Source organism: Aeromonas popoffii (genome assembly GCF_000820025.1).
GTDB classification, from domain to species: Bacteria; Pseudomonadota; Gammaproteobacteria; order Enterobacterales; family Aeromonadaceae; genus Aeromonas; species Aeromonas popoffii.
Genome location: NZ_CDBI01000055.1, coordinates 114,972 through 128,131, shown reverse-complemented (window position 1 = coordinate 128,131; position 13,160 = coordinate 114,972). Strand labels below are relative to the sequence as shown.

The following is a 13,160-nucleotide window of genomic DNA, read 5'->3' as shown; positions in this document are numbered from 1 at the left end:
GGCATGCGTTCCCGATCTGTTTTTTCGTATCGACCCCTTTTGCGACCAGCTTGTCTGCCATCCTGGTCATATGACCCATTGATAAGGAATATCTTATGCAAAGACCTAATCTCGTGATTTCCAGCCTGGATCTCGATCGCATCGAACAGCTGCTCGGCAACCACCCGCAGCACCTGGCATTGCAAGAGGAGCTGGACCGCGCCGAGATGCGTGAACCGGCCGACATGCCGCCGGACGTGGTGACCATGAACAGCACAGTACGCTTCAAGATGCAGAGCAGCGGCAACGACTTCTGCCTGACTCTGGTCTATCCGAAAGATGTACAGGGGGATGAGTCCAAAATCTCCGTGCTGGCACCGGTCGGCAGTGCCCTGCTGGGACTGAAGGTGGGCGACAGCATCGCCTGGCCCGGCCCCGCCGGTCGCACTATCCAGGTCGAGATCCTGGAAGTGGTCTATCAGCCGGAACGGGCTGGCGAGCTGCACCGCTAGCCGCCACGGGCACGCGTCGACCCGACCATCACGGGAGACGGCGCGTGCTCTTCCTACCCTGACCCGTGCTGGACGCAACGCCGCCCCCACTCTGATCCCGATCAAGTTTTGGGGCAGAAGCGCCCACCATACTGACCACAATGCGCCCTTCCTCTTGAGCCCGAGCGAAGCGGCAGGTATCTTGTTGGCCGCGCCAGCACCCTGGCCGCAGATTTCAGGCTGACATCATGATAAAGATTGCCCTCATCGACGATCACCAGATCGTCCGTTCCGGTTTTGCCCAGTTGCTCAATCTCGAGCCAGACCTCAAGGTCGTGGCCGAATTCGGCTCGGCCGCCGACGCCCTCGCCGGGTTGCCGGGCAGTGGCGTGCAGTTGTGCGTATGCGACATCTCAATGCCGGATCAATCCGGGCTGGACCTGCTCAAGCGCCTCCCCTCCGGCCTCGCCGTGGTGATGCTGTCGGTCCACGACAGTCCGGCGCTGATCGAGCAGGCATTGCAGGCCGGTGCCAAGGGGTTTCTCTCCAAGCGCTGCAGCCCGGATGAGCTGATCGCCGCGGTGCGCACCGCCGCCCACGGTGGTTGTTATCTGACCCCGGACATCGCCCACAAGCTCGCCTGCAACAGCCAGGATCCCCTCACCAACCGGGAGCGGGAAGTGGCGCAGCTGCTGGCACGGGGGCTGGAAGTCAAAGCCATCGCCGAACAGCTCGGCCTCTCCCCCAAGACGGTGCACGTCCACCGCGCCAACCTGATGGACAAACTGAAGGTCAGCAACAACGTGGAGCTGGCCCACCGCATGCTGGACAGCTGGTGATCCCCCGCCTTGCCAGCTATGTCGCCATCTCGCTGGCGGCCGGCTTCATTTTTGCCGCCGGCTGGTTTTGCCTGTGGAGCATCAGCCTGCATCTGGCGGGATCCCCCATACTGGCGGTGCTGCTGTTTCCGTTCGGCCTGCGCCTCGGCCTCCTGCTGCAAAGCCCGATCGCCTACTGGCCGCCGCTGCTGCTGTGTGAATCCCTGCTGCTCTACTGGCTCAATCAGGAGGTGGGGCTGCCGCTGTGGCCACTGATCCAGGCGGGCAGCCTGCTCACCTTACTGCCGTTGCTCATCGCCCGCCGCCAACAGGTGCGCAACGACTGGCAACAGCTGCTGGTACTGCTGGCCACCGTCACAGTGGCTGCGCTGCTGCAATCCCTGCTCTGGCATCTGGCCGGGGAAGATGGCCTCACCGCCTTGCTACTCACCCTGACCGGCGGCCTGACCCTCACCTCCACCTGCATGTTGATCTGGCACTATCTGACCCGTGCTACCTGGGTACCGCTCGGGCCAGCGCTGGTGGATCAACCGGTGGACTGGCGCTTTCGCCATCTGGTCTGGTATCTGCTGCTGTTCGTGTTGAGCCTCTGGCTGCAGCTCGGCCTGCCGGACTCGCTGGTGCGCTTCACCCCGTTTTGCCTCGCCATTCCCATCATGGCCATGGCCTGGCGCTACGGCTGGCAGGGGGCCCTGCTCGCTACCCTGATGAACACGGTCGCCCTGATGGCGGGGCAGGCCTGGCACGAACACCCGCTGGATCTGCTGCTCTCCCTGCTGGCCCAGAGCCTGACCGGCCTGCTGCTGGGTGCCGGGATCCAGCGCCAGCGCGAACTGAATCAGGCGCTGACCCGCCAGCTCGCCCACAACCGTCAGCTCACCGAGCGGCTGCTGGAAACAGAGGAGAGCATCCGCAAGGAGGTGGCTCGCGAGCTGCACGACGACATAGGCCAGACCATCACCGCCATCCGCACCCAGGCCGGTATAGTGCGCCGCCTCGCGCCGGACAACGCCGGGGTGGGTCAGAGCAGCGCTCTCATCGAGACCCTGTCGCTCGGCATCTACGATGCGGTGCGCGGTCTGCTCGGTCGCCTGCGTCCCCGCCAGCTCGATGACATGAGTCTGGAGCAGGCAGTGCGCGGCCTGCTGCGGGAGCTGGAGCTGGAGCGCCGCGGTATCGTCACCCGGCTCGAGTGGCAGCTGGCGGATGGGGATCTCTCCGATGCCCAGCGGGTCACCCTGTTTCGGGTCTGTCAGGAGGGGCTCAACAACGTGGTAAAGCATGCCAATGCCAGCTTGGTCACCATTCGTGCCCGTACCAGCGGCGAGCTGCTGCAACTGGTGCTGGAAGACGACGGGCGCGGTCTGCCGGAAAATCGCTCGCAGCAGGGCTATGGCCTGCTCGGTATTCGCGAACGGGTACAGGCGCTCGGCGGCGGCCTGCAACTCTCCTGCCTCCACGGCACCCAGCTGACCGTACACCTGCCCAATCGCAAACGGGAAGATCCCCATGACTGACGCGCCATCCCGGGAGCAGACCGTCTTATGCTGAACTTTATGCGCAGTGCGCCGCCACTGCCGCTCATTCGTGATCAGGCCGAGATCGATGCCAGCTACCGTCACTGGCGACTGCATATTCTGCTGACCATGTACCTGGGCTACGCGGTCTTCTACTTCACCCGCAAGAGCTTTAACTTCGCGATGCCGGACATGCTGGCAGACGGCATGCTGAACAAATCCGACATCGGCATGCTGTGGACCCTGTTCTACATCACCTACGGCTGCTCCAAGTTCTTCTCCGGCATCATCAGCGACCGCGCCAACCCGCGCTACTTCATGGGGCTCGGGCTGATGGCCACCGGCGTCATCAATATACTGTTCGGGCTCTCGTCGTCCCTGGGATTGTTTGCGGCACTCTGGGTCGCCAACGCCTTCTTTCAGGGCTGGGGCTGGCCCCCCTGCTCCAAGCTGCTCACCAGCTGGTATTCCCGCAGCGAGCGGGGAGTCTGGTGGTCAGCCTGGAACACGGCCCACAACGTGGGCGGAGCCCTCATTCCGCTTATCGTCAGCACCATAGCCCTGCAGCATGGCTGGCGCTACGGCATGATAGTGCCCGGTGTCATCGCCATTGTGGCCGGGCTGTTTCTCTGCTGGCGACTGCGGGACACCCCGAGTGCCATGGGGCTACCCACTGTGGGGGTCTGGCGCAAGGATGCCATGGAGCTGGCCCAGCAGACTCAGGATGCGGGGCTCTCCCATCACCAGATCCTGCGCAAATACGTGCTCGGCAACCCCTATATCTGGCTGCTGGCGTGCTGCTACGTGCTGGTCTATGTGGTACGCACCGCCATCAATGACTGGGGCAATCTCTACATGACGGAGCAGCGCGGCTTCAACCTGATGAGCGCCAACTCGGCCATTTCGATGTTTGAGGTGGGGGGCTTTATCGGCGCTCTGGTGGCGGGCTGGGGATCGGATAAGTTGTTTAACGGCAACCGCGGGCCGATGAACCTCATCTTCGCGGTGGGGATCCTGCTGGCGGTGGGGTCGCTGTGGCTGATGCCCTTCTTCAGCTATGTGATGCAGGCAGCCTGCTTCTTCACCATCGGCTTCTTCGTGTTCGGCCCCCAGATGCTGATCGGCATGGCAGCGGCCGAGTGCTCCCATAAAAATTCGGCGGGGGCCGCCACCGGCTTCGTCGGCCTGTTCGCCTATATGGGTGCCGCGCTGTCGGGTTATCCGCTGGCCAAGGTGATGGAGATCTGGCACTGGAACGGTTTCTTCGTCGTGATCTCGGTGGCGGCCGGGGTCTCGGCCCTGTTGCTGCTCCCCTTCCTCAAGGCCCAGGCGCCGCGCACCCAGATCCTGAAACCGGAGTAAGCGCCTTGAGGCGTCAGGCCAATCGGCAGATCCGGTGCTTGCCCTTGGCCTGATAAAGGGCGCCATCGGCCGCCAGGGCGCACAGGCTCGACCACCACCATCGTCTAAGTCAGAGCACCTCCCTTTGGAACCCGATTAAATCCTCATCAAACCTTCCCTTGTTGCATAAAATCTCGCTGAGAATGCCCCATAAGAATCCCCTCCTGCGGCCCGCCGGAGGGCGAGTAACGTTTGGCACCACTGAATACGGGGGTTCGGTGTAACAAAGTGTCCCGCCGGCATTTTGGACTTGAACCCGCTCCATTAGATAGATATGTTGTTTTCGTGTGATTTTATGAGTGCAGTCACGGGGAAAAAGCGCCACTAACCTATTGAGTCATCTGGCACAATCGGAAATTGGTACATTTTTCACTCAGCACGCAAGATATGGAATCCCATATGGGGCTTTTGCCTCAACCAAGACAATAATCCTGTCTTACCTGTTGCCGGATGCAGCAGTCTCTTGTGCCACGGAGTCGCACGGGAGCAGGTTCAAGGCTGAACACAACATCGACAGAGACGTCACTTATGATCAAAAAGCTCATTCTATCTACCTTGCTGTTTTGCGGACTGGCCAGTGCCGCACCCGGTTCCACCCTTGACGCCGTGCTGGATCGCGGTGTGCTGCGGGTCGGCTTCGACGCCGGCTATCAACCCTTCGAAATGACCAACAAGCAGGGCCAGTACATCGGCTTCGATGTGGATCTTGCCAAGATGGTCGCCAAGGAGATGGGCGTGAAGGTCGAGTTCGTCAACACCGCTTGGGATGGCATCATTCCGGCGCTGCTGACCGACAAGTTCGATGTCATCATGGGCGGCATGACAGTCACCCCCCAGCGTAACCTGAGAGTCAACTTCGCCGACCCCTACATAGTCGTGGGCCAGACCATAGTCCTGCGCAAGGATAAGGCGGACGAGATCAAGTCCTTCAGCGATCTCAACGATCCCAAGTACAAGATCGCGGTCAAGCTCGGCACCACCGGCGAGCAGGCGGTCAAGCGTCTGATCCCCAAAGCCACCCTGCTGCAGTTTGAAACCCAGGACGACGCCAAGCTGGAAGTCATCAATGGCAAGGTCGATGCCTTCGTCTACGACCTGCCCTACAACGCCATCTTCGCCTCCCAGAACACCGGCGCCGTGGTGCACCTCGACAAGCCGTTCACCTTCGAACCCCTGGCTTGGGCCATCCGCAAGGGCGACCAGGACACCCTCAACTGGTTCAACAACTACCTGCGCCAGATCAAGGGTGATGGCAGCTATGACCGCCTCTACAAGAAGTGGTTCGAATCCAACGCCTGGCTGAATCAGCTCAAGTAACCTCGCAAGGGGCGGCCTGCCGCCCCTTCACGCAGATCCCCACACAATAAATAACTACAACGAGGTTGCGACAGTGCACAACCCAACAAGACAGATGGAAAAACAGCCCAATCAGCTGCTCTGGCACGGCGTCTTTCTGCTGATGCTGCTGGCTGCCGTATTCGGCATCTATAAAGCGGTTCAGTCCGTGGATTACACCTGGCGCTGGGAGCGCATTCCCCAATACATCGCCTATCAGGCAGAGCAGAACAACCTGGCCGAATTTGACGGCACAGTGATCGCCGGCACCACCAGCGCCGAACAGGGCAAACTGTTCCTGCAAAACGATCTCGACCCCCATCAGCGCCAGGCCATTGCCAGCACAGGGATCAAGGTCGCAGAAGGGGATACCATCTTCCGGGGCGATACCCTGGATACCGAACTCACCTGGACCGCAGGCCCCATCGCCTGGGGCGTCTGGGTCACCGTCAAGCTCTCCCTGGTGGCGGGCCTGTTCGCCATCCTGCTCGGCACCCTGGCCGGCCTGGCGCGCCTCTCCCCCAACCCCGCCCTGCGCAATCTGGCGGTCACCTATGTGGAGCTCATTCGCGGCACGCCGCTGCTGGTGCAGATCTTCATCGTCTACTTCTTTATCGGCACCGTGCTGAACCTGGACAGGTTCACCGCCGGGGTCGCCGCGCTGGCGGTCTTTACCGGCGCCTATGTGGCCGAAATCGTGCGCGCCGGTATCAGCTCCATCCACAAGGGGCAGATGGAGGCAGGTCGCAGCCTGGGGCTCACCTCGGCCCAGACCATGCGTTACGTCATCCTGCCCCAGGCATTCAAGCGGGTGCTGCCGCCGCTGGCAGGCCAGTTCATCAACCTCATCAAGGACTCTTCGCTGGTGTCTGTCATCTCCATCACGGATCTCACCAAGGCGGGGCGCGAGGTGGTCAGCTCCACCTTCAGCCCGTTCGAAGTGTGGTTCACAGTGGCCCTGCTCTATCTGGTGCTCACCGGCACCCTCTCTTTCCTGGTACGTCGTCTGGAGGTGAAATATGCGCGCAGCAACTGATCCCATTATCAAGGCAACCGGGGTAGAGAAGTTCTACGGCACCGAGGTACACGCCCTGAAAAACGTCAGCACCCGGGTGGCCGAAGGGGAAGTGGTGGTCATAGTGGGGCCGAGCGGTTCGGGTAAATCCACCTTCCTGCGCACCCTCAACCAGCTGGAGACCATCAACGACGGCAACATAGTGGTCGATGGCATCTCTCTGACCGAGCCGGGTGATGTCAACAAGCTACGGGAAGAGGTGGGCATGGTGTTCCAGTCCTTCAACCTCTTCCCACACCTCAATGTGCTGGACAACATCAGTCTCGCGCCGCAAAAGGTGCGCGGGCTGTCGCGCAACGACGCGCGAGACAGGGCCAAGGCCCTGCTGCTGAAGGTGGGGTTGTCAAACAAGGCTGAGAGCTATCCGTCCCAGCTCTCAGGCGGCCAGCAACAACGGGTGGCCATCGCCCGGGCGCTCGCCATGCAGCCACGCATCATGCTGTTTGATGAGCCCACCAGTGCCCTCGATCCCGAGATGGTGGGCGAGGTGCTGGACGTGATGAAGGGGCTGGCCCGCGAAGGCATGACCATGGTGGTGGTGACCCACGAGATGGGTTTCGCCCGCGAGGTGGCGGATAGGGTGCTCTTCATGGAAAACGGTGAGCTGCTGGTGGATGAGAAGCCGACCGACTTCTTTGACAATCCCCCCTCCCCGCGCCTGCGCCAGTTCCTGAGTCAGGTGCTCTGACGCTGACAGCCGAAAAAAGCAGGAGAGGGAGTCCAGGGCTCCCTCTGTTTTTCCATCCCGGACTTGGCCTGCCATCATAATGGCGCAGGATCCCGCAGCAACACTGTGCCAGGGACCTCGCCCCTGCCAGGTCCCTCACCCATCTTTTTATCACTTTAAAACAGATACTTACCATCATGCTTGCCATGAGTCAGCCAGCCGATGGCAGTGCAATATGCTAATGAAATATTAAATCCATTCGGTATGCTGGAACACAACTGGTCAAACCGGATGCCCACCATGGATGTGCAACTGCTGCTGCTCTACCTCTCCCCGGTCTTTCTGGCCTTTATCGGCTGGGAGATGTGCTATCTACGCAAGCACGGGGCGGCCTTTCCCACCGCCACCTACCAGTGGCGAGACCTGTTCGCCAACGCCACCCTGGCGCTGATGCATCAGGGGGGCGATGCACTGACGGCCATCGCCATCGCTTACCTGTATGACGCCCTCTGGGGCTGGCGCCTGTTCGACATAGAGCTCAATATCTGGAGTCTGTTGCTGCTCTTCTTGCTGCAGGATCTCTGTTACTGGCTGTTCCACTTTGCCAGCCACCACGTGCGCTGGCTGTGGGCCTCCCACGTGGTGCATCACAGCTCGGAGCGACTCAACCTCTCCACTGCCTTTCGCCAGAGCCTGATGTATCCCATCTCAGGCATGTGGCTGTTCTGGATCCCCATGATCCTCATCGGCTTCCCGCCCCAGGCCGTGGTGGCGACCGTGCTGCTCAGCCTGGGTTTTCAGTTCTTCGTCCACACCCAGGTGGTGGGCAAGCTCGGCTGGCTTGAGTGGGTCTTCAATACGCCCTCCCACCACAGGGTGCACCACGCCAGCAACGCCAAATACATAGACCGCAACTTCGCCGGAGTGCTCATCATCTGGGATCGGCTGTTTGGTACCTTAGTGGAAGAGGACCCCGCCGAGCCGTGTCGCTTTGGCATCACCAAGCCCATCCACAGTTTCAACCCCCTCACCCTCACCTTCCACGAGTGGCGCGACATGCTGCGCGAGGCCCGTGGCCTCCCCTGGCAGCAGAAACTGAGCGTGCTGTTTGGCAAGCCGGCTGGCCCCGGCAGCGTCTGAATCAGAACCTTGAGGCAGAGCAAAAATGAGAGCGCCACCAGGGCGCTCTCGTTCATTGCCAGTCACAGACCCAGGTCAGACATGGGCAAATGACCAGAGTGCAGGCAGGAGGCTCACCAGGGTTATCCCGGCCAGCAGTCGCTCGCGACCACTGAGTCGTTCGGCGCCAGCCAGCTGACGGCGGCTATAGAGAAACAGCAGCAGGCCCGGCCCGTAGAGCAGCAAGGAGAGCAGCAGGTATTCCACCCCGGCGGCATAGAGCAGCCAGAGGCCGTAACCGCTCGACACCAGCGCCACCGCCCGCATCAGCCCCCGGCCCTGCCCGCTCTCACTCTTTCCACTGAAAGAGAGCTTGAGCAGAAACAGGCCGATCAGCAGATAAGGCACCAGGATCATGGAGGTGGAGATGAGCAGCAGGCTGGTATATCCCTTGCCGAGCAACCACACCAACAGCAGGCAGCCCTGCACCGTCAGACTGGTGAGCCAGAGCGAGGCGATGGGGGTGCCGTTGCGGTTCTGGCGCCGGAAGATGGCCGGAAAGGCGCCGTGGCGCGCCGCACTGAACGGCACCTCGGCCGAGAACAGGGTCCAGCTCACATAGGAGGCGAGCACAGAGACAATAAGGCCGACACTGATCAGCAGCTTGCCCCAGGATCCCGTCATCTGGGCCATCAGCCCTGCCATGGAGGGGTTGGGCAGGGCCGCGAGCTCGGGTCTGCTCAATATCCCCAGCGCCAGTACCGAGATGAGCACATAGAGCAGCAGTGCCAACACGACCCCCAGCACGGTGGCCGTGCCCACATCCCGCCGGTTTCTGGCGCGGGCCGACAAAACAGCCGCCCCTTCGATGCCGGTAAAGACCCAGAGGGTGATGAGCATGGTGTTGCGCACCTGCTCGGAGACAGGTACCGCCAGGGTGCTGCCCCCCTGATCCGCTGCGAAGGTCACAGGGTCGAAGTAGTAACAGGCAAACAGGATGAACAGCAGCAACGGCAGGCTCTTGGCCAGGGTCGCCACCAGATTGAACAGGGCCGCCTGCTGCACGCCACGGGCCACCAGCAGATGCACGGCCCAGAGGATGCAGGACTCGCCAATAAAGGCGGCCAGGGTGTTGCCCTCGCCGAACCAGACACTGCCTGGGGTATCGACGAAGCTACCAAGGGCTGCGAAAGCGATCACCAGATAACCCACCACGCCTATGGTGGCGCAGAGCCAGTAACCCCAGGCGGAGAAGAAACCCACCAGATCGCCAAAACCGGCCCGGGCATAGCTGTAGATGCCGCCATCAAGATCGGGTCTGAGCCGCGACAGGTAGAGAAAGCTCGCGGCCAGCGCCACTATGCCCACCCCGGTCACGCCCCAGCCGATCAGCACGGCGCGGGCACCGGCCACCTCGGCCATGTTCTGGGGCAAGCTGAAGATGCCCGCCCCCACCATGGAGCTGAACACCAGCGCGGTGAGGGACCAGAGGCCTATTTTACTCTCTTTCATATGCTCTCCCTAGCGCAGCCGGCTGGCCAGTGCCTGAATATGCTCGGGGCCAATGCCGCAGCAACCGCCGATGAGAGAGGCCCCCACCCCGCGCCAGCGCTCGGCCCAGCCAAGGTAATCCAGCGGCCCCAGATCAGCGCGGATCTCGTCCAGCCCGTCGTTGGCGGTCGCCTCTTTTGGCTGGGGTGGAAAGGCATTAGCGTAGGCGCCGAGGCGAATATCCCCTCGGCCCAGCGCCTGCAAGCTGGCGCCTGCCACCGTCAGCGCTGCCTCAATCACCTCGGGCTGACAACAGTTGAACAAGATGGCATCCACCCCGACTGCGGCCAGCGCGGTGACGGCATCGGCCACCCGCTCGCCGGAGCGCAGGGTCGGCTCGCTCCCCGGCGCTTCGTCCTCCAGCGTGAAGGAGACCCAAAATGGTTTGCCATCTGCAGGCAGCAGCGCCTTGAGGGCCAGTGGTTCGGCAATCAGGCTCATGGTCTCGGCCAGCCAGATATCCACATGGGGCGAGAGCGCCCGGATAAGCGGCGTCGCCAGCTCGCCCACCCTGTCCACCTCGAACAGATCGGCGCGGTAAGAGCCAAACAGCGGCGGCAAGGATCCCGCTACCTGCACGACGCCGCCTTGCTCATTGGCAACCTCGCGGGCCAACTGACCAGCCAGCGCCGCCAGGGCTTCCCCCTCGGCGGCACATCGCTCGGCACCGATATGAAACGGCACCAGCGCATAACTGTTGGTGGTGATGACCCGGGCACCGCTGGCCACATAGGCCTGATGCACCTCGCGCACCGTCTGCGGCGCCTCCATCAACGCCAGTGCCGACCACTCGGGCTGGCGAAATGGCGCCCCCCGCCGTGCCAGCTCACGCCCCATGCCACCGTCCAGTACCCACAATGCCTGTGTTTCCATCTGTCCTGTCTCTTTGTTGTTGTGTTTGTCTGCATGTTGCATCTGCTGCTGTTCTCCTGACTGGCGTGGCGGTTCCTCGCCTTGGCCCTTCAGGATGAACGGCTAAATCAGCCATAAAAACATATAGATGTTTAGATGGCCAAATAAAGATAAAACAAAGCCGAGCCGACGGCAATCGGTATCACCGGAAATCCGCAGACAACAGAGACGGGAAAACAGCGCAGGAAGTAGCAGGCAGAAAAACGTGAGGCCACCCAGGGGTGGCCTCACTGCAACAGTGATGAACAGGTGGCTTAACGCCCTGCCAGCACGCGTTTTATCTGCTTGGTCCAGTCGGAAACCAGGCCCTGCTGGGGCAGTCCCTTCCAGATCTGCTCCCACTGAGCCGGGCTCAGAGGACGACCCAGTCGACGCTGCACCCCGGCATAGAGATAATCGTGGGCCGTGGTGGCAGCATGGGCGGAAGTGAGGAACTTGGAGACAGGATCGGTCAGCCGCACATCCCGCATGCCGAGCAGCGGATAGTCGTTGTGTACCGCCGCCAGCATGGTCTCGCGCATGGCCGATTCGATGTAACCGCGGGCAAACAGGGCGGTCACCGACTCCAGCGATCCCTGATCCGGGCCGTGATACTCTTCATCGAATACCGGGCTCGGCTCTGCCACGGCACTTTGCACCACGGCATCGGGATCTGGCTGCGGCACCACCACCGCCTTGGGGGCTGCAGGCTTGGCAACGGCAGTGGCCTTGCGGGGCGCGCTCTGGCTGCAAGCGCCCAGTGCAAGGGCGAGCGCCACACAGGCTAGCGCACGGGAATGAGACTGCATCTTCATGACTCCTTGATAGCTCCTTTACGATTCCTGAGCAGGTTTCTCGGTCAACACGGGTTCCACCCGGGTGACCAGCAGTTGGTCAATCTTGTAACTGTCGATGTCGACGACTTCGAACTTGTAGCCCGCGTATTTCACCGAGTCGGTACGTTTGGGGATCTTGCGCAGCATGAACATGATGAAACCGGCGATAGTCTCGTAGTTCTGGCTATCCGGAAACGCCTCTATGTCGAAGGCACGCATCACGTCGGAGATGGGGGTCACCCCGTCCACCAGCCAGGAGTTTTCGTCCCGCTGTACGATCTGCTCTTCCACCACGTGGGTAGCCCACTCGCCCATGACGGTACTCATGAGGTCATTCATGGTGACGATTCCTACCACCAGGGCGTACTCGTTCATCACCACGGCGAAATCGCCCCTGTGGTTCTTGAAGTACTCCATCGCCTCGTAGAGGTTGAGGGTGTCGGGAATGATGATGACGTTCTGCACCAATGAGCCGCTGTTGAGATCGATGCTCTGGCCGCTGATGACACGGATCAGCAGTTCTTTCGCATCGACGAAGCCCTTGATGCTGTCGAGGTTGTGATCGCACACCAGAAACTTGTTGTGCGGATGTTCTGCGATCTTGGCCTTGATGCTCTCCTCACCCTCTTGCAGGGTGAAGTAAATCAGGCTCTCGCGGGCCGTCATGGCGGAGGTCACACCAAGGGACTGCAACTCGAATACGTTCTCGATGAGCTGATGCTCTTCACGCTGGATGACACCGGCCTCAGCGCCCGCATCCATCACCGCATAGATGTCGTCAGAGGTGATCTCGTCGTTGCGAATCATGGAGACCCGCAGCAGACGGAACAACCCATTCGCCATGCCATTGAAGAACCACACCAGCGGCATCAGCAGCGTCACGCAAAGCAGCATGGGGCGTACCACCACCACGGCGACCCGCTCCGGCATGGTCATGGCCAGACGTTTGGGCATCAAGTCGGCGAGCAGGATGAACATGCCGGTGACGAACACGAAAGAAGCGGTGGAACTTATCTGGCTGAGCCAGGGGCCCTGGTAGAAGCCGGAGATGAGCACCTTGATGGCAGGATTGAGGGCAGACTCACCCAGGATACCGCCCAGGATGGCGACAGTATTGAGGCCAATTTGCACCACGGTAAAGAAATTACCCGGCTGGGCCTGCAGCGCCAGCACCTTGGCGGCATGGCGGTTTCCCTCATCGGCCATCACCTGCAACTTGATCTTGCGGGAGGCGGCAAGGGATATCTCGGAAAGAGAGAAGAACACGCTGCTGGCAACCAGCAACATCAGAAGAAATATACTATCGGCAAAACTCATGATTAACCTATTGCTACACCCGTCTTAGCACAAGACGGAAAACTGGGCCTGGGAGACCAGACCGTGAGCCCATCCGAGACTCACACAGGGGGCACATTCTAGCAGAAAAGCGCCTGTTGGGTGGCGATATCTTACTCTGGCG

At 61.2% G+C, this 13,160-nt stretch carries 12 protein-coding genes; 8 read left to right on the top strand and 4 right to left on the bottom strand.

Translation table 11 applies throughout. The features are described from left to right. The first annotated feature begins 95 nt into the window (after positions 1–95). From rnk to BN1129_RS11050, 8 genes are all read left to right on the top strand, one after another. On the top strand, positions 96–491 hold the full coding sequence (rnk, locus tag BN1129_RS11085; RefSeq protein ID WP_042036507.1) for a nucleoside diphosphate kinase regulator: 396 nt from the start codon (positions 96–98) through the stop codon (positions 489–491). 227 nt (positions 492–718) lie between these two features. Next, on the top strand, positions 719–1,309 hold the full coding sequence (gene uhpA / locus BN1129_RS11080) for a response regulator transcription factor UhpA (protein ID WP_042036506.1): 591 nt from the start codon (positions 719–721) through the stop codon (positions 1,307–1,309). After that, the gene (gene uhpB, locus BN1129_RS11075; RefSeq protein WP_042036504.1) at positions 1,306–2,826 is read left to right on the top strand and encodes a signal transduction histidine-protein kinase/phosphatase UhpB; all 1,521 of its coding nucleotides are present in this window, start codon (positions 1,306–1,308) and stop codon (positions 2,824–2,826) included. Before uhpA ends, uhpB begins: the two co-directional genes overlap by 4 nt. Positions 2,827–2,853: 27 nt before the next feature. Continuing rightward, positions 2,854–4,188, top strand: coding sequence for an MFS transporter (uhpC, locus tag BN1129_RS11070; RefSeq protein WP_042036503.1), 1,335 nt, complete (start codon positions 2,854–2,856; stop codon positions 4,186–4,188). 567 nt (positions 4,189–4,755) lie between these two features. Further along, a complete protein-coding gene (locus BN1129_RS11065; protein WP_042036502.1) occupies positions 4,756–5,544 on the top strand; it encodes a transporter substrate-binding domain-containing protein in 789 nt (262 codons plus the stop codon). Positions 5,545–5,638: 94 nt separating this feature from the next. Continuing rightward, positions 5,639–6,598, top strand: a complete 960-nt coding sequence (locus tag BN1129_RS11060; protein WP_042036501.1) for an amino acid ABC transporter permease — start codon at positions 5,639–5,641, stop codon at positions 6,596–6,598. Then, positions 6,582–7,325 carry an amino acid ABC transporter ATP-binding protein gene (locus BN1129_RS11055; protein ID WP_042036500.1) on the top strand — a complete coding sequence of 248 codons (744 nt, stop codon included), beginning with the start codon at positions 6,582–6,584 and terminating at the stop codon, positions 7,323–7,325. Before BN1129_RS11060 ends, BN1129_RS11055 begins: the two co-directional genes overlap by 17 nt. A gap of 279 nt (positions 7,326–7,604) precedes the next feature. Then, complete coding sequence (locus tag BN1129_RS11050) at positions 7,605–8,444, top strand: sterol desaturase family protein (protein WP_042036630.1); 840 nt, start codon at positions 7,605–7,607, stop codon at positions 8,442–8,444. A 75-nt stretch (positions 8,445–8,519) separates the two neighbouring features. Here BN1129_RS11050 and BN1129_RS11045 read toward each other — a convergent pair whose 3' ends face one another. From BN1129_RS11045 to paeA, 4 genes are all read right to left on the bottom strand, one after another. Continuing rightward, on the bottom strand, positions 8,520–9,935 hold the full coding sequence (locus tag BN1129_RS11045) for a basic amino acid/polyamine antiporter (RefSeq protein WP_042036499.1): 1,416 nt from the start codon (positions 9,933–9,935) through the stop codon (positions 8,520–8,522). A gap of 9 nt (positions 9,936–9,944) precedes the next feature. After that, a complete protein-coding gene (locus tag BN1129_RS11040; RefSeq protein ID WP_042036629.1) occupies positions 9,945–10,847 on the bottom strand; it encodes a homocysteine S-methyltransferase family protein in 903 nt (300 codons plus the stop codon). 293 nt (positions 10,848–11,140) lie between these two features. Beyond that, positions 11,141–11,680 carry a hypothetical protein gene (locus tag BN1129_RS11035; protein ID WP_042036498.1) on the bottom strand — a complete coding sequence of 180 codons (540 nt, stop codon included), beginning with the start codon at positions 11,678–11,680 and terminating at the stop codon, positions 11,141–11,143. An 18-nt stretch (positions 11,681–11,698) separates the two neighbouring features. Beyond that, positions 11,699–13,018, bottom strand: coding sequence for a polyamine export protein PaeA (paeA, locus tag BN1129_RS11030; protein ID WP_042036496.1), 1,320 nt, complete (start codon positions 13,016–13,018; stop codon positions 11,699–11,701). Between the last annotated feature and the right edge of the window lie 142 nt (positions 13,019–13,160).